This is a genomic window from Roseibium aquae, from assembly GCF_008711285.1.
Lineage (GTDB): Bacteria > Pseudomonadota > Alphaproteobacteria > Rhizobiales > Stappiaceae > Roseibium > Roseibium aquae.
Map to the genome: position 1 here is coordinate 133,387 of NZ_VXDC01000011.1, position 22,626 is coordinate 156,012.

Annotated in this window: 23 protein-coding genes; 10 read left to right on the top strand and 13 right to left on the bottom strand. The window is 60.2% G+C overall.

The features are described from left to right. Nucleotides 1-3: 3 nt before the first annotated feature. The 6 genes from F0184_RS17060 (at nt 4) to F0184_RS17085 (ending at nt 6,521) form a co-directional block, all read left to right on the top strand. Nucleotides 4-471 (top strand): MaoC family dehydratase, encoded by a 468-nt coding sequence (locus F0184_RS17060; protein ID WP_150497407.1) that lies wholly within the window; start codon nt 4-6, stop codon nt 469-471. A 12-nt stretch (nt 472-483) separates the two neighbouring features. Further along, entirely contained in the window at nt 484-2,109 is a 1,626-nt protein-coding gene (locus F0184_RS17065) for an alpha/beta fold hydrolase (RefSeq protein WP_150497408.1), read from the top strand. 19 nt (nt 2,110-2,128) lie between these two features. Continuing rightward, nucleotides 2,129-2,947, top strand: coding sequence for a poly(3-hydroxyalkanoate) depolymerase (gene phaZ, locus F0184_RS17070; protein WP_150497409.1), 819 nt, complete (start codon nt 2,129-2,131; stop codon nt 2,945-2,947). Next, complete coding sequence (locus F0184_RS17075; RefSeq protein ID WP_150497410.1) at nt 2,938-4,203, top strand: DUF445 domain-containing protein; 1,266 nt, start codon at nt 2,938-2,940, stop codon at nt 4,201-4,203. The genes phaZ and F0184_RS17075 overlap by 10 nt, the downstream gene beginning before the upstream one ends. Before the next feature lie 79 nt (nt 4,204-4,282). Next, nucleotides 4,283-4,567 carry a hypothetical protein gene (locus F0184_RS17080; RefSeq protein ID WP_150497411.1) on the top strand — a complete coding sequence of 95 codons (285 nt, stop codon included), beginning with the start codon at nt 4,283-4,285 and terminating at the stop codon, nt 4,565-4,567. A 208-nt stretch (nt 4,568-4,775) separates the two neighbouring features. After that, nucleotides 4,776-6,521 carry a PHA/PHB synthase family protein gene (locus tag F0184_RS17085; RefSeq protein ID WP_150497412.1) on the top strand — a complete coding sequence of 582 codons (1,746 nt, stop codon included), beginning with the start codon at nt 4,776-4,778 and terminating at the stop codon, nt 6,519-6,521. A 111-nt stretch (nt 6,522-6,632) separates the two neighbouring features. Here the strand turns inward: F0184_RS17085 and F0184_RS17090 are convergent, their stop codons facing one another. The 11 genes from F0184_RS17090 to F0184_RS17140 form a co-directional block, all read right to left on the bottom strand. Next, entirely contained in the window at nt 6,633-7,910 is a 1,278-nt protein-coding gene (locus F0184_RS17090; RefSeq protein ID WP_150497413.1) for an NAD(P)/FAD-dependent oxidoreductase, read from the bottom strand. A 39-nt stretch (nt 7,911-7,949) separates the two neighbouring features. Next, nucleotides 7,950-8,612, bottom strand: coding sequence for a c-type cytochrome (locus F0184_RS17095; protein ID WP_150497414.1), 663 nt, complete (start codon nt 8,610-8,612; stop codon nt 7,950-7,952). A gap of 217 nt (nt 8,613-8,829) precedes the next feature. Continuing rightward, entirely contained in the window at nt 8,830-9,528 is a 699-nt protein-coding gene (locus F0184_RS17100; RefSeq protein WP_150497415.1) for a c-type cytochrome, read from the bottom strand. Beyond that, nucleotides 9,512-10,798 (bottom strand): sulfite dehydrogenase, encoded by a 1,287-nt coding sequence (gene soxC, locus F0184_RS17105; protein ID WP_150497416.1) that lies wholly within the window; start codon nt 10,796-10,798, stop codon nt 9,512-9,514. The genes F0184_RS17100 and soxC overlap by 17 nt, the downstream gene beginning before the upstream one ends. Nucleotides 10,799-10,833: 35 nt before the next feature. Next, entirely contained in the window at nt 10,834-12,528 is a 1,695-nt protein-coding gene (gene soxB, locus F0184_RS17110) for a thiosulfohydrolase SoxB (protein ID WP_150497417.1), read from the bottom strand. Between the two features lie 206 nt (nt 12,529-12,734). Then, nucleotides 12,735-13,583, bottom strand: coding sequence for a sulfur oxidation c-type cytochrome SoxA (gene soxA / locus F0184_RS17115; protein ID WP_150497418.1), 849 nt, complete (start codon nt 13,581-13,583; stop codon nt 12,735-12,737). A 70-nt stretch (nt 13,584-13,653) separates the two neighbouring features. After that, a complete protein-coding gene (soxZ, locus tag F0184_RS17120; RefSeq protein ID WP_150497419.1) occupies nt 13,654-13,980 on the bottom strand; it encodes a thiosulfate oxidation carrier complex protein SoxZ in 327 nt (108 codons plus the stop codon). 30 nt (nt 13,981-14,010) lie between these two features. Then, nucleotides 14,011-14,460, bottom strand: coding sequence for a thiosulfate oxidation carrier protein SoxY (gene soxY / locus F0184_RS17125; RefSeq protein WP_150497420.1), 450 nt, complete (start codon nt 14,458-14,460; stop codon nt 14,011-14,013). A 26-nt stretch (nt 14,461-14,486) separates the two neighbouring features. Then, a complete protein-coding gene (soxX, locus tag F0184_RS17130; RefSeq protein ID WP_150497421.1) occupies nt 14,487-14,948 on the bottom strand; it encodes a sulfur oxidation c-type cytochrome SoxX in 462 nt (153 codons plus the stop codon). A 156-nt stretch (nt 14,949-15,104) separates the two neighbouring features. Beyond that, entirely contained in the window at nt 15,105-15,701 is a 597-nt protein-coding gene (locus F0184_RS17135; RefSeq protein WP_150497422.1) for a thioredoxin family protein, read from the bottom strand. Nucleotides 15,702-15,724: 23 nt separating this feature from the next. Next, nucleotides 15,725-16,459 (bottom strand): cytochrome c biogenesis CcdA family protein, encoded by a 735-nt coding sequence (locus tag F0184_RS17140; RefSeq protein ID WP_150497423.1) that lies wholly within the window; start codon nt 16,457-16,459, stop codon nt 15,725-15,727. A 92-nt stretch (nt 16,460-16,551) separates the two neighbouring features. Here F0184_RS17140 and F0184_RS17145 point away from each other — a divergent pair, with 92 nt between their 5' ends. The 3 genes from F0184_RS17145 to F0184_RS17155 all read left to right on the top strand — a co-directional run bounded on the left by F0184_RS17145 (nt 16,552) and on the right by F0184_RS17155 (nt 18,595). Beyond that, nucleotides 16,552-16,914, top strand: a complete 363-nt coding sequence (locus F0184_RS17145; RefSeq protein ID WP_172972152.1) for a thioredoxin domain-containing protein — start codon at nt 16,552-16,554, stop codon at nt 16,912-16,914. Nucleotides 16,915-16,994: 80 nt separating this feature from the next. After that, nucleotides 16,995-17,345 (top strand): ArsR/SmtB family transcription factor, encoded by a 351-nt coding sequence (locus tag F0184_RS17150; protein ID WP_150497424.1) that lies wholly within the window; start codon nt 16,995-16,997, stop codon nt 17,343-17,345. A gap of 143 nt (nt 17,346-17,488) precedes the next feature. Beyond that, nucleotides 17,489-18,595, top strand: coding sequence for a YeeE/YedE family protein (locus F0184_RS17155; RefSeq protein WP_150497425.1), 1,107 nt, complete (start codon nt 17,489-17,491; stop codon nt 18,593-18,595). 38 nt (nt 18,596-18,633) lie between these two features. Here the strand turns inward: F0184_RS17155 and F0184_RS17160 are convergent, their stop codons facing one another. After that, on the bottom strand, nt 18,634-19,575 hold the full coding sequence (locus F0184_RS17160; protein ID WP_150497426.1) for an MBL fold metallo-hydrolase: 942 nt from the start codon (nt 19,573-19,575) through the stop codon (nt 18,634-18,636). A gap of 121 nt (nt 19,576-19,696) precedes the next feature. Between F0184_RS17160 and F0184_RS17165 the strand changes: the two genes are divergently transcribed. Next, nucleotides 19,697-20,767, top strand: a complete 1,071-nt coding sequence (locus F0184_RS17165) for a YeeE/YedE family protein (protein ID WP_150497427.1) — start codon at nt 19,697-19,699, stop codon at nt 20,765-20,767. Nucleotides 20,768-20,794: 27 nt separating this feature from the next. Here the strand turns inward: F0184_RS17165 and F0184_RS17170 are convergent, their stop codons facing one another. Then, complete coding sequence (locus tag F0184_RS17170; protein WP_208998535.1) at nt 20,795-22,258, bottom strand: metallophosphoesterase family protein; 1,464 nt, start codon at nt 22,256-22,258, stop codon at nt 20,795-20,797. Nucleotides 22,259-22,626 lie beyond the last annotated feature (368 nt).

Below are 22,626 nucleotides of genomic sequence, written 5' to 3' on the forward strand. Positions count from 1 at the left end.
AAGATGACTGCTCCCCAGGGGTATTCCGTCGGCACACTGAAGGATTTCGTCGGCCATGACTTCGGCGCGTCCGATCCGATCATTGTCGATCAGATCCGCATCAACACCTTTGCCGATGTGACCGGTGATCACCAATGGATCCATGTCGACGTAGCCAAGGCCCGAAAGCACAGCCCTTTTGGCGGGCCGGTCGCACATGGCTTTCTGACCCTCTCACTCATGGCCGCCGCGGTTGCGTCGGCCGGAGTGGTGCCGCCGGACGCCAGGGGCGTCCTGAATTACGGGCTCGAGAAAGTGCGCTTTCTCGCCCCCGTGCCTGCGGGCGCAACTGTTCGTGCGCATTTCAAGCTCGCCGATGTGGAAACCAAGGGCGATGACCGCCAGCTTCTGCGGGTCGAAGCGTCGGTCGCGATCGATGGCAGTGACAAACCGGCACTTGTTGGCGAGTTGCTCGCCATGGTCATTGGCTAGGAGGATGCGATCATGACTGATAAACGTCTTGGATCCGCGACCGAGCTCGCCCGGGCGGCCACACGATTCTACACCGCTGCGCTGCGCGATCCCAAGAGCTTCCTTAAGCATTCGCAGGACATCTGGTCGGCAACGATCAAGGGCGCTCTGGGCCAGGCCGAGTTGACCATTCCCAAGGGCGACAAGCGATTCAATGATCCGGTCTGGACCACGAACCCGGCGTACCGGGCCATGGCGAGCAGTTATCTGGCCTTAACGCAAGGGATCGATAAATGGGTCGATTCCCTTGAGCTCGACGATCGCAACAAGCTTCGGGCCAAGCTTTTGACCAGTGTCGTCGCCGATACGATCTCGCCGACGAACACCGTTTTGGGCAATCCGACCGCCGTCAAGACCACCTTCGATAACGGCGGCAAGAACCTTGTTGCCGGTCTGAAGAATTTCATCGGTGACATGACCGGAAATGGCGGCCTGCCTGCGATGGTCGACAAGTCGAAATTCACGGTCGGCAAGAACCTCGCCCTGAGCCTGGGCCAGGTCGTCTACCGTGAAGATCATCTCGAACTCATCCAATACACGCCGCAGACGGAGAAAGTGTATTCGAAGCCCGTCTTCATCGTGCCGCCCCAGATCAACAAGTACTATGTCTGGGACCTCGCACCGGGCCGGTCGATCGTTGAATACCTTGTCAACCAGGGCCATCAGGTCTTTGTCGTCGTTTGGCGCAATCCCGATCCGGCGCAATCCGGTTGGGATTTCAACAGTTATGTAGGAGCACTTGACCGGGCATGTGAAGTGGCATGCGAAGTGTCCGGCTCCCAATCTCTTCAGGTTGTCGGCGCCTGTTCCGGCGGCATCACCGCAGCCATGCTTCTGTCGCTCTGGGGTGCCAAAAAGATCAAGCGTGCCGCCAGCTTTTCGCTCTTTGTCGCGATACTGGAGGTCGACGGTGCCAAGAACACAACGATGGGACTGTTCGCCAATTTCGAGACGCTCGAGCTGGCGCGCCTGTTCTCGCGGTCAAAAGGCGTGCTTGCAGGCAAGGACCTCGAGCGCGCCTTCGCGTGGTTGCGCCCGAACGATCTGATCTGGGCCTATTGGGTGAACAATTATCTCCTCGGAAACGAGCCACCGGCCTATGACATTCTCTACTGGAACGCTGACACGACCAACCTTCCCGCCGGCTTGCACAACGACATGCTGCAACTGCTCAACCAGGGCGGGCTCGATGGCGGTGATGGCTGGACCATGGATGGCCACAGGATCTCGCTGAAGAACATCACATGCGATGCGTTTGTTGTCGGCGGTGAAACCGACCACATCACGCCCTGGGACGGTTGCTATGCGTCGGTTCATGCCTTCGGCGGCAAGTCCGAGTTCGTGCTCAGCCAAGCTGGGCACATCCAGTCGCTGATCAATCCTCCGGGCAATCCGCGCGCACGCTTCAAGACCAATCAGGCAGATCATGGGACGCCCGAAGAGTTTGCACAAACCGCCGCGACCCATTCCGGCAGCTGGTGGCCACACTGGAACCACTGGCTGATTGCGCGGGGCGGCAGACAGGTTAACGCGAAGCAGGAACTTGGCTCTGCCAAGTATCCGCCGCTCGTCGAGGCGCCCGGTTTATATGTGCAGTAGGGCCCCGGGAAAAGATGACATGAAAGAGATAGTCAATACTGTGACGATTGGCGGACAGGATCTTCGTTATGCGATCCTGGGGCCGGACGATGCCGAGCGGAGCTTGCTCGTCTTTAACGGCATCGGGGCCAGTCTGGACAGTGTGTTCCCTCTGGCAAGACATTTCGCCCGCACGCGGATCGTTACCTTTGACGTGCCGGGTGTGGGCGGATCGCCCACGCCCGTGCTCCCCTACAGATTCACCGGTCTCTCGCGGATGATCGTGCGGGCGCTGGACAAACTCGGCTTCGGCAAGGTCGATGTCTTCGGCGTGTCCTGGGGCGGTGCGGCGGCGCAGCAATTCGCGCATGACCATCCCGAGCGGACGCAATCCCTTATCCTCGCGGCAACCTCGGCCGGCTTTGTCATGGTTCCGGGCAACCTCAAAGTTCTGTCGAAGATGGCCACGCCCAAGCGCTATCTCAATCCCGACTATATGGTCGAGGTCGGGCCCGACATTTATGGCGGCCAGCTGCGGTTTTCAGATGCCGTATTGCGTGAGCACGCCTCGGCGCTTAAACCGGGGAACAACCGCGGGTACCTGTATCAACTTCTGGCCGGCGTTGGCTGGACCAGTTGGGTCTGGCTGCCTCAGCTCAAGATGCCGGCCATGATTGTCATGGGGGACGACGATCCGATTGTCCCGGTTGTCAATGGCCGGATCCTGGCGGCACGCCTGCCGGACGCCAAGCTGGTGACCATGCCCTGCGGCCATCTCTTCATTCTGACCAGTCCGGCCGAGACAGCCGCTTTGATCGAGGATTTCATTTTCGCGCCCGAAGCCGCGAAATGCGCCTAGCTGACGCCACAGCGAAAACAGACATCGAAAAACGGAGGGCCATACGGCACATACGCCGGGTCGCGACCGGCCTGTCGGTGTGCCTGGTGGTGGTGTTTGCGGCAACCTTCGCCGTGGACGAACCTGGTTTCGGGCTCCTTCTGGTCCGCGCCATGGCCGAGGCCGGATTGATCGGCGCATTGGCCGACTGGTTTGCGGTCGAGGCGCTGTTTCGCCGGCCCTTGGGCCTGCCGATCCCGCACACGGCCCTTTTGCCATCGAACCAGAAACGGGCCGCGCGCGGCGTGGCCGAGTTCATTCAACGTTACTTTCTGAACAGAACACTGATCCGGACCCGTATTTTAGACCAGCACCCGACACGGCGGGCCGCAATCTGGCTCAGCCGCAAGGACAACAGCAAGAAAGTCGCAGACCTTCTGGTCCGCGCCCTTGGACTGGCCCTGCGCAACGTCGCCGGGCTGCGCCTGAGTGAAGATCTGCGCAATGGCATCCAGGCGACCCTGCGCCGTGCCATGTCCGGTGAAAAACTGGCAGGCGGCATTGCCGGGCTTGCGGGCGAGGCGATGACCGGCGCAGTGACCGACAGCCTTCTTCTGGTAGTTCGCGACGCCATCGAGCAGAACCGGCAGAAGGTGGTGGCCGTTGTCCGTGACCGCAGCCGATGGTGGATCGCCAGCCGGGTCGATGAAGAAATAGCGGGCCTGCTGGTCAAGGGCGTTCTCTCGGTCATCGACGAACTCACAGCCGAGAACACACCCCTTCGGACCGAGTTCGATCAGGCAATCGCGGGCCTGTTCAACCGGCTTCACCTGGACGGCACCATGGAACGCCTGATCAACCAGGCACGTGACCATGCATTTGACCGGGGCCTGATCGAAACGCTCCTGGACCGGTTGGAAGACGAAGCGTTCCAGGAATTTGGACAGCGTCTTGCGACAGAACCAGATGGTGTCGCCCAAATGATTGCGACGGGCCTAGAGGATGCGGCGCGGCGCCTTGCCAAAGACCATGCCGCTTGCGCCGAGATGGATCTGGTCATCGCTGATGCTGCGGCCGATACGGTTGTCTCCGCACGCCCGGCCATTGCCGGCTATGTGACTGAAGTGATCTCGGGATGGGACAGCGCCGAATTGGTCGACAAGTTCGAAACCGAATTCGGCCGCGACCTGCAATTCATCCGCATCAACGGCGCCCTCCTGGGTGCGATCCTGGGCGGACTGATCTTCCTGCTGACACATATCCCGCATTTTGGATAGAAGCTGGCTATCATCCACTGTTCTTCTTGCGGTGGTGCCAGACCAGTTCAAAGCAGTCTGCGGACAGCCCCGATGGCCGTTGCAGGGTGAAAAGGGGTCTTGGGATGACACCACCCGCCTGTGGGAGTTTGATAGCGGTCGCGAGCTCGCGCAGTTTGTATCGTTTACGGACGGTTCTTGGATTGTGATGACGTCCGAGGGGTTCTTCAACGCTTCAGTGGGCTGGGCCAAACACATAAATCTCGTCCGCGGGCTTGAGGTGTTCTCGGTCGATCAGGTCTATGACGCCTTGTTCCATCCTGATCTGGTGCGTGAGGCGCTGGCCGCATCACGGGACCCCGTCCTCTTAGCCGTAGATGATTGACCCATAGCGTGTTCCTCCTTCCTAAAAATAGCATGGAAAGAAGGTTAAGTAGACAGATACTTTTACAACAGACTTGCCCTTCCTTCCTCAAAGAAGAGCGGGCTGCGTTATCCAAGCGATTTGGGTGGCATGATGGCGATCAAGGGAAAGTCCGTCACGGCGTGCTTTAAAGGCGCTGCAACCGGAGATCCGCGATCGGGAGAATGGCATGGAAAAGCGTGTTCCGACCACCACCGTTTCTGACAAGGCGCACCACTCGCTTGACCGCGGTGCACGCGCGGTAATCGCCAGATTGTCGGCGGGCGTCTCCCCGCACGCTCCGATGCAGGCTTGGGCCGATTGGTTTTCCTATGTGGGCCAGTCGCCGGGACGGCAACTGGGGCTTTGGGAACACGCGCAATCCAACCTGGCAAAGCTGGTCGCTTACGCGGCCGACACGAGCCAGGATCCGGAACCGCCCTTCGAGGCGCAACGCTATGACCACCGTTTCGACGACGCCGGCTGGCAAATGCCGCCTTACAGCTTTCTGAAGCAGGGCTTTTTCGCCTGGCAGGATTTTTGGGAGTTCGCGACCGAACGGACTCGAGGCTTGTCGCCGCGCGCTGCGGACCAGACCCGGTTCATGGCCAGGCAAGCCCTCGATTTCATGTCTCCGTCGAATTTTCCTTGGCTCAATCCGGAGATCATCCACGCGACGGTCCAAAGTGGCGGGGCCAACCTGGTGACAGGCGCACAGCATTTTGTCCACGATTACTGGAAGGCTGTCGCCCAGACCCATGACGCACCGCCGGAAGGTTACCGGATCGGAGAGGATCTGGCCTGCACGAGCGGTCACATCGTGTTCCGCAACGAACTGTTCGAGCTCATCCGATATGCGCCCGCAACCGGGACGGTTCAGGCGGAACCCGTGCTGTTCGTGCCCGCATGGATCATGAAGTACTACGTTCTCGATCTGTCACCCGACAATTCTCTCGTCAAGTACTTGGTGGACCAAGGGTTCACTGTGTTCATGATCTCCTGGTGCAACCCACAGCCCGAACAGGCCGATCTGTCGCTTGAGGATTACCGCGAGCTTGGCGTCATGACCGCAATCAACCAGATCAACGGCATGATTCCGGAGCGGAAGATCCATACGGTTGGCTATTGCCTTGGCGGCACGATCCTGGCGATCTCCGCCGCGACAATGGCGCGGGAGCGTGACGACCGGCTGGCCTCGATCACGCTGATCGCGGCCCAGGTTGATTTTGCCGACGCCGGCGAATTGCTGCTCTTCCTCGACGAAAGCCAGGTGACGCTCCTGGAAGACATGATGTGGGATCAGGGATGCCTGGACAAACCGCAAATGGCGCGGGCTTTTTCCAGCATCCGGGCGGGCGACCTGATCTATTCCCGGTCAGTCCGGCGCTACTTTCTCGGGGAGCCGGACGAGCCGACCGATCTCGGCGTGTGGGTGGCGGACACCACGCGAATGCCCGCACGGATGCATTCGGAGTACCTGCGCGGCCTTTTTCTTGAAAACCGGCTTTCCGCTGGGCGCTTTGCGGTCGCCAACCGTGTGATTGCGCTGAAGGATATTTCCGCCCCGATGTTCGTGATCGCAACGGAGGCCGACCATATTGCGCCGTGGCGGTCGGTCTACAAGACCCAGCTGTTTACAGACTGCGATCTGACCTTCGTCCTGACCAGCGGCGGCCACAACACCGGGATCGTCAATCCTCCGAGCGGGACGGGGCGATATTTCAGGATTTCCCATCGTCCCGCTGGTGCGTTTTACAACGGTCCTGACGTTTGGCTCGCGCAGCAGGCAGCCCGTCAGGGATCGTGGTGGCCGGCGTGGAAAACCTGGCTTGAAACCAAAAGCAGCGGGCAGGTTCCCGCATTGCCATTCGACCCGCCGGTCCTGGATCCGGCCGGCCCCCTTGCGGCCCCTGGAACATATGTCCACCAGACATGACCGGCCATCGCATTCCCGTCGGCCGGTCGAACAAGGCTTGCGGAGCAACCGGCCGCCAGCGGCATGGAACGAAGGCCTGATGGTGTCCGGTCCACCAGGCCTTCCTTCGGGTTACGAGCCGAAGATGTCGGCGGTTATGCCGTTGTACCAGCCAATGGACTCCTCGTAGGTGGCCTGGCGCAAGGCGGCATCCTCGCCCGTCTGACTGACAAAGCTTGAAGTGGACGCGATCTTTTCGTCCGTTGGCGCGTACTGAGCGCCGACTTTCACCCCATCGTTCGTGTCGATCAGGCTCCAGCAGGTATTTGAGTATTTTGCCGGGAACACACGCGCATCCAGAAGGTCTCCCCGAATGGCCATGGCGGCGACTTTCGCCTGGCTGTTGGCGGAAAAGCCGGATTTCGGCATGTCACCTGCAATACACGCATCGCCGATCACAAAGATCTTGTCATCCATCTTGGAGCGCATCGAATAGGGATCGATCGGACAGAAGCCACTGTCGTTGGAAAGTCCGGCCTTGGTGGCGATCATGCCCGCCTTCTGGGCCGGAATGACATTCACAAGACTGCCGGTAAATGTATCGAGGTCGGTCTCAACCGCGCCAGTGGCCGGGTCGACACTCACAATCCCGCCATGCACATCCGGGCCGTACCATTCAATCATCCCGGGATAGTGCTTTTCCCAGCCTTCCTGAAAGAGGGCCTGTTTGGAGAAGCTTGGCTTCGGGTCGAGCACGATGATCTTGCTGTTCGTGTATCCTTTATTTTTCAGGACATGCGCGAACATCGACACGCGTTCGTACGGCCCTGGTGGGCACCGGTAGGGGTTCGGCGGCGCCACCATGACGATCTGCTGCCCGTCTTCAATGGCATCCAGTTTCGACTTCAATATCTGGGTCTGCGGTCCCGCCTTCCAGGAATGAGGCATGATTTGCGCCGCTTCCTCGGAATAGCCGGGCACGCTGTCGTAAATGATGTCGATACCGGGTGCGACCACCAGCCTGTCGTAGGGAACGCGCGAGCCGTCAGCAAGAACGACTTCCTGGGCTTCGCGGTCGATCATATCCGCGAAGGCGTTGACGACAGTGATGCCATAGTTGGACGCCAGACGTTCATACCCGTGATTGATGGACTCGAAATCCCGGAACCCGCCCAGATAGAGATTGGAGAAATAGCAGGTCGTGTATCGCGCGTTGGCTTCGATCAAAGTGACATCGAGATCTTCGCCGGCATCTTTGGCCAAGTAACGGGCCGCTGTGCCGCCCCCAGACCCGCCGCCAATCACAACGGCCCGCGGTTTGCCCTGGGCGCGGGCGTAGTGAGGCATGGCCAGCGACGCGGCGCTGGCTCCCGCCAGAAGGCCGAAACTCCGGCGTGTTAGGTTTGGCATTTGGTCTCCTCCCAATTTGCGCCCCGATGCTCGCGGGGCCTATTGCGGTTCAAGCGTGGCGAAATAGGCCGCTAGCGCCGCGATCTCCTCGTTTCCGAGATTGACGGTCATGTTTTGCATGACCTGATGGCTTCTGACGTTTGTCTTGTATTCGAACAGGGCTCGAATAAAGGCGTTGTTCGGCCAGCCGACAATAGAGGGAATGCCGTCGGCGCGGCCCGACATTTGATGGCATGTTACACATTCGGTGGAGAGATACTCACCATATTCGACATCGCCCTCAAGTTGCATTGCCGCGGCGCCTATTTCCGCTCCGATGTCGGTGTTCGCCGCCGCGTCAGCGGCTGGCGGGGCCGCCGAAAGAGCTTTCAGATAGGCAATGACGTGCAGGCGATCCTGCGGGTCACGCATGCCGCGGTAGGACATGCGGGTTCCCGGTATGTAGGCGTTCGGTTTTTCGAGATAGGCATCGATGGTGAATTCGTTCCAAACCAGACCATCCTGCCCTTTTTGTTGCATGGCACCGGAATAACGGAACTCCTCAAGACTGCCGGCCTGACGCCCGAACAGGCCGTCCAGATGCGGTCCGACGCCGTTTCTTGCGTTGTCGCCGATCTGGTGACAGCTCTTGCAGGCGCGATAAAGGTCCTCGCCCTTGGCTGGGTCTCCCGGCTCTGTGGCATGGATTTGGCCCGAAGCCATAAGTGCGGCGCCAAACAACAATCTCCGGCCTGCGGCTGACAGCCGGTGCGCCCAGGTTTGAAGCGTGAAAATGCTCGAATTGACCGGCTTACCCGCCAAAGACGGGGCAGGCATGCTCCTCAACATATGCGGTCCTCAAAGGTTGCCTCCTCAACCGATGGGCGCCCGGTTTTCGCAAGCGCCCATCTGAAACACACTTTCCCTGCACCAGCCGGGATCAATCGACACCGCCGACCCCAGCGGCCGCGTCATCGTCAACAGTGCCGGGTGTGACATCAAGAATACGCGCGCGCATCGTGATTTGAACCGGACCGTCTTTGCAGTCGGTCATGCATGGCTCTGTTTTCGCGGCGTAAAACGGTTCCTGATCCCGGTCATCCGGAGTGAAATTCCGTTCGTTGGGAAGTCGAATCTCAAGGAAATTCTCATTTGACAGCACGAAATCTTCGTCCAGAACGATATCGTTTAGATACAGCAAATAGGCCGTGATCGCATACACATCGTCATCGGACAAAGACCGCGCATCGCCATAGGGCATCGCGCGGCGGACGTAGTCATAAACGGTCGACAGATACGGCCAGTATGAGCCGATTGTCTTTTCCGGCCGCTCATGGGTCAGCGTGTCGTGACCGCCGGCAAGAACCGGCCACCGGCCCACCCCTTCACCGAAATCCCCGTGGCAAACGGCGCAGGCGTTGGTGTAGAGCTCTTCGCCGTCCAGGACATTGCCGGACCCGACCGGCAGACCCTGCCCGTCGGGCCGGATATCGATGTCCCAAGCCGCGACTTCCGCCGGCGTCGCCTCGCGGCCAAGGCCGAATTTGCCACTGTCATCGGCCGACACCAGTGTGGCGCCAAACCCGGCTCCGCTCAGCAGGGCCGAGCTGATGAGAATGGATTTAACCAACTTCGACATTTTCGACCGTCCCGTCCGCCTGCACATACCAGGTCTGGATGCTGTTGTTGTGATAGATGGAGTTCTCGCCGCGGGCAGCCCGCAACTCGTTCTTGGTCGGTTGGAAGTATCCGTTCTCGTCCATCGCGCGCGATTGCAGCAGGAGATCGGAGCCGTCCCAGTCGATGTCGAGATAGAAACGGTGCATCGCCTTTGGCAGGCTCGGCCCGTCGATGCGTGCGGTTTGCCAGTTTCGGCCGCCATCGATCGAGACATCCACGCGGGTGATGCGTCCGTTGCCGGACCAGGCCACACCGGAAATCACCATCGGGCCTTTTCCGTGCCGCACGGGCGCTTGCGGACTGGGCGAGGTAATCACCGATTTCGGATCCATTACCCACGTGAAACGGCGCGCCTTGCCGGTCTCCAGAAGATCGGTGTACTTGGAAGTTTCCTCCCGATGGTGCCAAGGCTCGTCCCCCACCTCGATGCGGCGCAACCATTTGACCCACATGTTGCCTTCCCAGCCCGGCACCACCAGCCGGAGAGGGTATCCCTGTTCCGGACGCAAGGCTTCCCCGTTCATCTTGAAGGCCACGAGGCAGTCATCGAGGGCTTTTTCCATGGGTACCGAGCGGGTCATGGCCGACGCGTCGGCCCCTTCGGGCATCAGCCATTTGGCGTTCGTTTTCAGCCCGGCTTCCTCGAGGATCAGCTTGAGCGGCACGCCGGTATAGACCACGCAGTGGATCATGCCATGCGTGTACTGGCAGCCATTAAGCTGCGCGCCGCGCCACTCCATGCCCGAGTTGGCCGCGCATTCGAGGAAGTAGACCCGGTTTTCCCGTGGAAAGCGCATCAGGTCTTCCATCGTGAAAACCATCTGCCGGTCGACAAGCCCGTTGATCATCAGCCGGTGGTCGGCAGGATTGATCTCCGCGATTCCGCCATGATGGCGTTCGAAACAAAGGCCGTTCGGAGTGATGATCCCGTCGAGCTCGTGCAGCGGCGTGAAGTTCACCGAGCTTTCCGTGGAGGCGGTGAGCCATTCGACATCGCGCCGGACCACATGGGATTCAAATTGGGAAGGCGTGCCATAAGGGCGTGCCTGCACACCTTCGCCCAGATAGCGGTTCCAGTCCTGTATTTCGGTAATCAGGGGATCGCCTTCTGCGCGGGCCGCCGCGGGAAGCGCGCCGGTTGCCAATGCGGCGCCACTGCCGGCGAGCCCGGCCTTCAGCAGGGAGCGGCGGGAGAGATTGGTCGATCCCGAACCCTTGGTTTCGGTCATGATCTTGTCCTCAGGTTTCATCTTCGGTCACGGCTTCAACCGGCAAGCTTGACGGACTGATTGTCTGGCAACTTGACGATCGGATTCTTGGAAAGGTGGTTTTCGACAACGTCCCATATCGGCGGGCCTTCAGTGCCCTCGTTCACCGATGCCCAGCCGGCCACCGTGTATTCGGCTGACGGTTCGATGGCCTGGCCCGTCGACAACAGGGTCATATTGGAGATGCGATCCCCAATTTCTTTATTTGGGTCAATGGTGTAGCCCATGCCGCCGACCCGCACCATGTCCCCTCCCTGCTGGTAGTAGGGATCCTTGTTGAACAGGTTGTCGCCAACATCCTCGAGAATGTCCTTGAGCATCTGGCCGGTCATGGTCGACCGGTAGGCAGCCGGGTAGGTCATGGCGCAGGCATTGTGCAGATCTTCAATGGTGATGTCCTGGCCCGGCAACAGGCTGGTCCCCCAACGGAATCCTGGCGACAGGGCGATCTGCGCGTCGCGCTCTTGCAAAAGCGCCTGGCAGATCAGGTCGTCGAATGTGCCGTTGAAATTTCCGCGCCGGTACAAAAGGCTGTCGGTGGTTCCGATCTTGCGGGCCAGTTCTTCGGCGTAGGGACGCCGGACGTCTTCGATCAACATCGCCATGTCCGCATCGGGCGTGATGACATCCGAGAAAATCGGTATCAGCCGGTAGCCGTATCCGGCAACCTTGCCATCCTTCACGTCGAGGTCGACGCGCGACACGAATTTGCCGTTCGAACCGGAGGCGATCACCAGGGTGTTGTTCACGATCACGGGTTCGGGCAACGCATCATGTGTGTGGCCGGTAAGGATCACGTCGATGCCATCCACGCGGGACGCGAGCTTGCGGTCCACGTCGAAGCCGTTGTGGGAGAGGAGAACCACAACGTGCGCGCCTTCCGCCCGCGCGTCTTCGACGTGGCCCGCAATATCGTCCTCGCGAATGCCGAACGACCAGCCCGGTATCATCCAGCGGGGATTGGCGATCGGGGTGTAGGGAAAGGCCTGTCCGATCACGGCGATCTTGGATCCGCCGCGCTCGAACATCTTCCAGGGTTCGAACGCCGGTTCGTCCCATTCCGCGTCGTAAATGTTTGAACCGAGGAAGGCGAAAGGCAGGGTGTCAATGATCTCCTGAACCCGGTCGGTTCCATAGGTGAATTCCCAGTGTCCGGTCATGGCGTCCGGTTCGAGGGCGTTCATGATCGTGACCATGTCCTGCCCTTGTGTTTGCTGCGCCGTGTAACTGCCTTGCCAGGTGTCGCCGCCATCCAGAAGAAGGGTGTTCTCCCGTCCGCGCTCGTCCCGGATGCGCTTGATCACGGTGGCGACCCTGTCCATGCCGCCCATCTTTCCGTAGGTCTTTGCCAGTGAGACAAAGTCTTCCGAGGTCAGCGCGTAGGCATCGGGCGAGCCCGGCTCGATCTTGTAGAGTTTGAGAAAGTCCGCCCCGGTGACATGGGGCGGCTTGCCTTCGACCTCGCCGATCCCGAGATTGATTGACGGCTCGCGGAAATAGATCGGCTTCAACTGGGCATGAATATCCGTGACGTGGATGAGGGTCACATTGCCGACCGGCGCCATCGACAACAGGCTGTCCTCGGAAAGCGCCTGCTGGGCCATCAGCCGTGACCAGTTTCCGGCCATTCCGGACCCGAGCAGGGCGCTGGTGGCCGTTGCGGCCATCAGAAATTCCCGTCTTGAAAACATTCCCGCCTCCAACGCATCGGTCGGGCCGGTCCCGGGTGTGTGATCAGACACAGCATCCCCGTTGGCGTACGAGAGCCTCGTGCGCGGGACTTCGGCGAAACCGGCGAATTTCTTCTCGAAGCGGCGCTGCTCACGCCGTCTGGGTTAAGCGGGGCGGCGGTGGACCGCCACACCGGTGGGCGCCGCCCGGCACCGTTCGGCAGATCTCACTGCCGGACCGCCGGGGTCTCGACCGACAGGCCGGAACTCCGCCAGGTCACATAGACTTCCAGTGCCATAAGGCTGTCCGAAAAAGCCGGTGGAAACTCGGCCCGCGTGTCACGGATACAGCCGCGGAACCGGTTGTGCAGAGACACCATGTCGGCCTGCTTCAAGCGGTAGGTGGGAAATCCGTTTACATTGCCCTGGCTGAGGTGATCCGCCCGGATGAACATGCCATTATAGCCTTCGTGGCAGGTTGCGCAGGCAAGGTTCAACTGGCCGGTCCGGGTGTAGTAGACCTCCTTGCCCTTGTCCCACCACTCCTGCATCGCGCCCGTTGACAGGTCGATGCCGACTGGCATGCCAAGCGACTGATGCTTGATGTAGGTGGTCAACGCCTTCTGGTCGGCGGCGTCGAATTTATAGGGCTTGGCGCCCATGTTCGCCTCGCGGCATTCATTGATCTGAAGCTCGATGTTGAAAGGCTTTCCGGCCGCCTCGTTCCATTTGGGATAGGAAGCGCCGACTCCTTTCATGGTCTCGGACGCATCCTCGTGACAGGAGGCGCAGGACTTCCCGGCATCCCCTTCGACCGTGTTCCAGATTTCCGCGCCGCGTTCGACATAGAGCATGCCGGGGTTCTGAAAACTGTCCGCTTCCAGCGCCCGGGTTTCCTCGGTGCGATAGTGCCAGCCGGAAATCAATTCCCCCAGAGGGTGCCCGTCCGGGGCAGCCGTGCGCGTGATGATTTCAATCTCGCCATCGATGACCAGCTTGTCGTCCGCCGGTCCCCCGGCCATGACCGTGCCCCCCAGCGCGAGCGATAGAAAACCTGAGATGGCACAGATGGCCATTCGTTTCGTGTCCAAATCGTCTCCTCCCGATTTGACGTGAAGGCGCGGATCGTTGTGTCCGCGCTCGCTGTTATTCGATCACGATCTTGTTTTCCGTCTCAAAGACGCTGCCATCGTCATCGACCCAGGTGAATTTGAACGTGCCCGGCTCGTTGATCTTGGCGGTGAATTCCATGTACGGATTGGCGGAAACCGCCGGGTCCATGTCGCAGGAAAACACCACCTGACCGTTGAACTCGCAGGTGAACTTATTGATGATCTGGCGCGGGATGGCATTCCCGTCCTTGTCCTTTCGCTGGCCCGATTCCATTGGATGGCTGATCAGCGTCTTGATCGTGATGACTTCACCCTGGGAAGCCGTCTTGGGAACCTTAACGCGGGGTTTTGGAGTTGCCATGATGCGTTTCCTTTCGTCCGGTCGAACCGCTTAGCCGCCGCAGCCGCCGATGGTGACCTTGACTTCTTTGGTGTCAATGAAAGTCGATCCGTCGCTCATCTTGGCGACCGCGATGACGTTTTGCGTCTTTGCCAGGCGGATCCGCGTCTTGGCTTCCGCCACGCCGCTCATGGCCGTGAAATGAAAGGTGGCGACGGCCGGATTTGGATTTCCGTCCGCCAGAATGACGACGGATTCCACATAGTTGTCGGCCGTCATGGGGCTCTCGACATAAACACCCACCGGAACGGTGTTTCCGTTCTCGGCGATTTCCGGCGTATCGAGCGAGATTTTGCCCTTGGCGGGTTCCGCCCCGCCGGTAAACGCCTTGATGGCGGCGTCGGTCTGTTCGGTAGCCGCGTAGGTCATCTTCGGGCCTAGGACCATGAAAGCGGCTGCACCTGCGGTCAGGCCCAGTGCTTGGCGTCGTGTGAAGGTCATCCCGTTCTCCTCGGGTGGTTTCAGCGTTACTGGGAAAGGGTCATCAGATAGGCGACGACGTCTTCCACCTCTTGGGCGGTCAGGATCGTCTTGCCTTGATACTCTTCGGCGACATTGATGCCGACATTCAAGGTGTAGAAGCCCGGCATGATGGTTTGCCCGCCGAACACGTCCTTGCTGTTGACGACGATTGCCCGCAATTGACTTGCGGTCCAGCGATCGGCCGCCCCGTCGACTGGCGGACCCACCTCGCCATGAAAGAGCTGCTCCTTCAGGTCTTCATTCAAATGGCAAGCAAGGCAGTTGCCTTTTCCCCGGTCGGCAAATGTTTTGCGACCGGCAATCGGATCTCCTGGCTGCCCGGTCAAAGACGCGGCGACTTCCATGTCCACGATTTCCACCGCGTCCGGGGCGATCGTTTCCGCGACCGCGGATCCGGCCAATGCTGCGGAAGCAATGGCCATCGAAATGACAAAGCCCTTGGTCATCGGTCTGGCGTTCCTCCTCCAAATGGAAACGGTTTATCCGTTTCTCCACCGGCCTCTGACGAGATCCGGCGCTCCTCTCATATTAAAACATATGATTTTTTGCATGTGTAGTCGATAAGTCTTTTCCCTTATTTCGCGGACCGGGTGTGATCACATCTACTCCGCGTCTAATCGTCCCTGATCGCGCAACTCGTTGATGATGCGGGCATGGTACTTTTGAAAGTGCTCATCGCTTTCGTACCCCTTTTCCTTCACCCAGCGGAACATGTTGAGGAATGTCCACTTGCCGAAGGCGCCCGGCATCGTGGCCACCGCCGCTTGGGGAAGGCTTTGGCCGTCGGCCACATCCTCCGGCAGGAAGACGATCGTCGGGGTAAAGACATAGCCCCATTTGCGGGCTGCCGACTTTTCGGTCAATTCGGAGCCATCCAGATCGATCACCTCCTCGTCGCCGAACATGTTGTATTGGACGACCATGAAATTGGCCTTGATGTAGTCCGCGACTTCCGGGTCCGACAAAACTTTCTCGTGCATTTGGGCGCAGTAAATGCAGCCGCGCTGCTCAAACACGATGGCCAGGCGTTTTCCCTCTCCGGCAGCCGTCTGGATGTCTTCGGCCATATCCTTGAATGTGATGGTGAACCAGGGCTGCTTATGCAGTCCGTCGTCGCCGATCGTTGCCGCGTTGGCGGCGGCCAATGGGAGTGCGCACAGCAGCGCCGCGCCCGCGAGCCGTTTCGTGATGGACCTCATTTCAATCTCCTCCCTTGTTTGTGTCAGCCGATTTGCGTGAAGACCGGAAAGGTCTCCAGAAGCCAGAACGCGATGGCCGACATCTGACCGGTGATGAATAGGACCCCGGTCAGGACGAGAAAGCCACCCATGACCTTCTCAACCGTTCCCATGTGTTTGCGAAAGCGGCTTGCCCAATCCAGAAACCGGCTGGCGAATGCCGCGGCCAGAATGAACGGCAACCCAATACCAAGGGCGTAAACCGCAAGAAGGCCGGCTCCGGTCCAGATGGTATCTGAGGATCCCGCCACGAACAGAATGGCGGCAAGGACCGGTCCGACACAGGGCGTCCAGCCGAAGGCAAAGGCTAGACCCATGATGAAAGCGCCAGCCAGGCCGGCCGGCTTGCTGGCGACATGAAACCGGGCCTCCCGGAACAGGAGGCTGATCCGGAACACGCCCAGGAAATGGAGGCCCATGATGATGATGATCGTGCCAGCGACATAGGACAGGATATCGTAATACTGGGTGATCGTCTGGCCGATGACGCTTGCGGTCGCGCCGAGGGCCACAAAAACTGCGGTGAAACCGAGCACGAAGGCAATGGCGGCCAGAACCACCCGCCGCCCGGTCGCTGCGGTGGCCGCGTCACCCTTCAGTTCATCGACGCTGACCCCGGCCAGATAGCACAAGTAGGGCGGAACGATCGGCAAAACGCAGGGGGACACGAAAGACAACAGCCCGGCGAGAAAAGCCGCGCCGAGGGAAACATCGAGCATGAAGGTTCTCCCAAAGAAACTCGATTGCGGCTGGTTTAAAATATTCAAAAATTGCTATATGTTGCAATCAAAGAAATTGCGGATGTCCAAATATGCGGATTTTAAGTCTCTTCTCGGCGTTGATGGTCGCGGTCTGGGTCAGTGGCTCGGCTCTGGCCGCAGAACTGGTCATGCTCGTCCAGCCCGGATGCGTGTGGTGCGAGCGATGGGACGCGGAGGTTGGCGTGGCCTATGCCAACACCCCGGAAGGCAAGCGGGCACCTTTGCGAAAAGTGGATATAACCCACGCCTGGCCAGACGATCTGGTTGCAGTGCGAAAAGAACGTTTGACACCGACCTTCATTCTGGTCCGCAATGGAGTCGAAATCGACCGTTTGAGGGGGTATCCCGGCGAACACTTTTTCTGGCCGCTTTTCGCCGGGATGCTTGAAAAGCTGCCGGAAGAAATCAACTAAACCACTTGAGCCGGCCCACTGCCTCAGGCATTAGGAGCGCACGCTTTCCCACAACCGCCATATGAAAGACTAACCGTCGGATGAACTTGCCGGTCTTCACAAAGGATATGGATCCTCAGAACCTTGACCAGCTCATGGATCAGGCCAGGAAGGCGAGCGATCTTCTGAAGGCGCTGTCGCATGAGGTGCGGCTTGTCATCTTGTGTCTTTTGTCTGAGGGCGAGAAATCGGTCTCCGAACTGGAAGAAACCTTGACGATGCCGCAGGCCGCCGTGTCCCAGCAACTGGCCCGCCTCCGGCTGGAAGGGTTGGTGCGCGCGCGGCGTGACGGGCGGATGATCTACTACTCGCTTGTCGATGACCAGGTCAGCTCGATCATCGCAACTCTTTACGAATTGTTCTGCAAGGACGTCCGGGCGGCAGACCGGTAACGCTTATGAGCCCTGTTCCTTGCGGCAATGCAGCATCGGCTTTGTTTGCCGTGTCTGTTTCCCTCTGTTACCGTTTTCCGAATTCGCCTGAGAGCGACTAGAGGAAACGCGAGAGGACGTCCGCTCATGGGCGTGAAAGCGCCATGTTTGGACCCGATTCCCCGCTGTTGTTGCCAGTCCTTGGCGTTCTGGCTGGGTGCGTTCTCGGATTTGTTGGCCGGGCGAGCCATTTCTGCACGTTGTCGGCACTCGAACGCCATTGGTATGGCGGGGACAGCAGCGGATTGCGGACGTGGGGCCTGGCGGCGGTTTGCGCCTTGATCGGAACACAGACGCTGGTGCTTCTCGGCCTCGCGGACACCGGCCAGTCGTTTTACCTGTCCCCGGAGTTTCCCTGGACCGGGGCCATTCTCGGCGGTTTGATGTTCGGCCTGGGCATGGCGCTTGTGGGAACCTGCGGGTTCGGCGCCGTGCTGCGCTTCGGTGGTGGAAGTCTGCGGGCCTTGGTTGTTTTGACGGTGATCGGGCTTGCGGCCCTGGCGACACAGCGGGGGGTCGTCGGGTTGGTGCGCATCCCGCTGGTCGACGAGATGGCGATTTCTTTCGATGCCGCCGGAAGCCAGTCCATGGGGGCGTTGGTTTCCGTTGCCGCAGGCGTCTCTCTGGACGGCGTCTTGGCGGTTCTGGTCGCCGCCGCCGGCCTGATCTGGATTTTCCGGTCTGCGGACTATCGCAGACGAGGTTCGAAGATCGTGTCCGCGGTGGCGATTGGGGCGGTCATCACGTTTGGCTGGTGGGCGACGACCATGGTGGCCAGAACCTCCCTCGATCCGGTTCAGATTGAGGCTGGGTCGTTTGTGGTGCCGGTCGGCGACACGATTCTCCAGCTCATCACCTACACGGGCATCTGGCCCGATTACGGTGTCGGACTGATTTTCGGCACATTCGTCGGGGCGGTGATTGCGGCCGTCTGGAAACGGGATATCAGATGGGAAGCCTGCGACGATGCCCGCGAACTTGGTCGGCACATTTTTGGCGGCACCTTGATGGGCATTGGCGGTGTTTTCGCCATGGGCTGCACTGTGGGGCAGGGCATAACTGGGTTCTCGACCCTTGCCGTGTCCGCGCCCATTGTCATCCTGTCGATGATGCTCGGCGCGCGGATCGGTCTGGCCTGGCTGATCGAAGGCTCGATTTGGGCCGTGTTCAGGGGGATCGGCGGCGCTTCCAATCGATCGCCCGCTGAATAAGCCCCGGCAGCAATGCCGCCGGGGCCAAAGCGGTTACTCTAGGACGCCGCGAACCGATAGGCCGAACCGGCCCTCTCAACCCGGCCGCGTCCGGGTTCGGGCAAATGAAATCCGATGACAAGCGACTGGTCGGCCGCCAGACGATCAAGCAGGCGGGTCCGCGTTTCAATACCTTTTTCCGGGTCCTGATCCGAACCTGAGGCCCAGTCCGGCCGCTCGAAGGAAACCACCGCATTCGTGATGGCGTCGCCCAGGATCAGCACGCTGTCGGATCCGCCGTGAACCATGTAGGACATGTGCCCGGGCGTATGACCGGATGTGTCCAGGGCTTCGATGCCGGGCAAGACCTCCTGGCCAGGGGTGACCATCGAAACCCGATCCTCGATCGCATCGAAACGGGATTGGGCTCCGACAACGAAGCTTTTCCGGGCTTCCGGCGTCTTGTCCAATGTGTCGTCCGCCCGCCAATAGTCCCATTCCGCCTGCGGCACCCAAACTTGGGCTTCGGGGTAAAGCGGGTCCTCGAAGTCGTCCAGGATGCCCCAGAGATGATCGGGATGGGCATGGGTGAGGACAACATCCGTGATGTCGGCAGGGTCGATCCCCAGATCATCGAGAGCAGAGGGAAGCGCGCCGGCGGTCGGTTGGAAATTCGGTCCCGCGCCCACATCGAAAAGCACCAGCCGCTCGCCGCTTCGCAACAAGGTGATGTTGCAGTCAGGCGTCAAGGCATCCAGGGCCATGCCGTGCGGTGCGAACAGGCTTTCGATTTCCTCCGCGGACCGGTCCGGCAGAAAGAAACTCATCGGCAGGGTCAGGTTGCCGTCGGACAGAACGGTGAGTTCATGAGGTCCGAGTTGCCATGTTGCTTGGGCCCGGACCGGTGAAGCCGGCCATCCGAGCCCCGCGCTCGCGCCCAGGGCAAGACCGGAGGCCAGCATTTGCCGCCGTGTCAGTTGAAACCGGTTGGTGTTCCCCATTTTCGCCTCCCACATATGCAAATTTTTGAATTTATCTATGTTTCCTTGAGCAAGGTCAATGAGGCTGGGCTATGGCGGCCTCATTTAAAACGGAGGTCATATCGGAGGCTGGGCAGGAACGATGGATCTCACCTTTTTTCTAGACCGGTTTTCCGAACCCGTTCTGCTGGTTGCCGGAGGGGTCACCGTTGGCGTGCTGTTCGGCGCCTTTGCGCAGCAAAGCAGTTTCTGTTTACGTGCGGCAACACTTGAGTTTTTCCGTGGTGCGCCCGGGCATCGGTTGCCGGTCTGGCTTTTCGCTTTTTCCGCGGCCCTGATCGGTACACAGGCGCTGATCGCCCTTGGCGAGGTTCAGGCCATGGAGGCCAGGCAACTTGCTTCTCCTCAGAGCCTGTCCGGGGCGCTGATTGGCGGCCTGATGTTCGGCACCGGCATGGTGCTGGCAAAAGGCTGCGCCAGCCGGTTGCTTGTTCTGTCCGCGACAGGGAATCTGAGGGCGCTTTTGTCCGGCCTTGTCTTCGCGGTGGTTGCTCAGGCCAGTCTGCGGGGGCTTCTCACGCCAGTGCGCGAGTGGCTTGCAGGGCTTTGGACGACGGCGGATATCGGCGGCAATGATGTGATGGCCCATCTTGGCCTGACCCATGGATTTGGTCTCGCCTTCGGTCTCTTGTGGCTGATTGCGGGGTGTGTTTTTGCCTATCGGGCCCGCAGTTCTGTCTGGCACCTCGCCACTGGTATCGGCGCCGGGCTGGCAATACCGCTGGCCTGGTGGTTCACTTCAGCCATGGCCCGCCAGTCCTTCAATCCGGTTCAGGTCGAAGGTGTGACGTTCACGGGGCCGTCCGCCGACACACTGATGCTGGCGCTTCTGCCGCTCGATGGTCTCGATTTTGATATCGGTTTGGTTCCCGGCGTGTTTTTGGGGTCTTTTCTGGCCGCTTTGCTCACAGGCCAACTGGCTCTGCAGGGCTTTGAAGGCGGCAAATCGATGGCCCGGTATCTGAGCGGAGCGACCCTGATGGGCTTCGGCGGCATGCTGGCCGGTGGATGTGCTGTCGGAGCGGGGGTAACGGGCGCGTCCGTCTTTGCTGTCACGGCGTGGATCACGTTGAGCAGCATCTGGATGTCGGCAGCCCTGACGGACCGGATTGTCAACCCGGCTCCCTCCGAGAAATCCCCAAGGCCCGCCTGACTTATCGATCGTTCAGGAGGCCGGCCCCTAATCCATCCGGGCTTCGGCCTCGCGCGGCACGAAGGCCACCTTCCGCCCGTCGGCGGTGAGCTGGTAAATGGCTTTCGGCGCGCCGGTCTTTTCCAGTTCGACCAGCCCGATCCCGGATGCGTTCAGGATCCGCCGGCCGTGTGGGGTGCCAACGGGCTTTCGCGGGATCACGCGCATGCCGCGGCGCTTGGTCAGCCAATTCAGCGGCGAACCCGGCGAGAAGGCCCACCGGTTGGCGTGATCCAGATAGGCGATCAGCTTCTCGGGCCAGGTGTTCTTGATCCCGCTGCTGCAGATCTGCCAGATTTCCGGTTCCGCATCAGGGGCGCCGTGCCGGTCCAGCCGCTGGCCGCGCAATTCGACATCATAGACAAAGGAGTAGTGGACATCGCCGGACAGGATCACGAAGTGCCGGGGCGTGTTGCGATGGCGGAAGACGTTGAGAATAGCGCCCGCCGTTCCGGGATGTGCCATCCAGTATTCCGCGTCAACCATCAGGGGTTTGCCGATCAGCGTGAAGAATTTCTGGACGGCTTCGATCAGTTTGACACCGAAGATCGGGGCGGCCGAGACGAGGAGAACAGCGTCCTTGCCGCGCAAATGCGCCTGCAAATCGGTAGCGGCCTCCCAGTCGAGCAGGCCGGAGGGATAATGGGAATTCCGCTCGGACCGCCAGCGCCTGGTGCGGGTGTCAAGGACGATGAGTGGCGGGTCCGTCGGCCACTGAAAATCCCACCCTTCAAATTCCAGAAATGTCCCGATCGCCTGGTCGTGCTCCCTGGACCCGGGCGCGCGGAGCGCGTCCCGCACCGGTTTTCCGACGGCGTCCGAGAGAATCTCCGGCTTGTTGCCCCATCCTTGATTGATGCCATAGGCGATGAGGGCGTTGCCGATCACCCGGCGGGACAGCGGATGACCGTAGGCTGCCTGCTCCCAGGCGAGGGAAAGGTTCCAGTCGTCGGTGACATCATGATCATCGAAGATCATGGCGGTCGGTAAATGGGCCAGAACACGCTGGCAGGCGGGAAGATCCTGCCTGAACCCGGCCATCGCCGTTTGCTCGCGGGCATACATCTGCGCGTCTTTCTCGGACAGACCGGAAGGCGCGGTGAAATCCGGCAAGAGGCTCCAGGGCGTGGGAGACCATACCAGCAAATACATGGCGAGCATTTCGCCAAGGGTGATCAGATGATTGCGCGCATGCGCCGAGGTGAAGATCGGTTTGCGTGTCCCGCCAAACAGGACATCGAATACGGACGCGTTCTGGTCGATCCGCGGCAGAAGGCCATCGCGGTGATAGATATGGTCTCCCGCCGCCCTCAAAGCCGAACCCGACGCCGGCAAATTGCTTTCAAGACCCGTCAGATCCTCATCGTGCAATCCAAGCCGCTCGACAAGGGCCGAGACGGCCTGAAGCATCGGCCCTGCCACATCGTCGACATAGACCTGATCCCCGCTCATAACGAGCAATTCGGGCCAGCGGGCTTGATGCCCCTCGGCTGGCCGCGATTGAAGGCCTTCCTGCAGAAAGCGATCGGCCGCTGCCAGTCCGTCGCGGGCCTTGGAATGCGGCTTCCGGCAGGAGCCATGGAGGAGCGAGTCGACCCGCCCGGGCACGCGAAAACAGGGAAGGGCGCGTCCTTCGTAGCACAGTCCCGGTGCCCAGACCGTATGCGACTTATGCCGACTTCGGCATAAAGCTCATTATGCCGATGCCCGGATTATGCCGATGTAACTGTGTAATCATCTGAATACCTTCAGTTTTGCTGCATCGGGTTCGGCATAATCCTCGGGGCTGCAGGCTGGTAACGTCTCCTCTTTCACGTCGA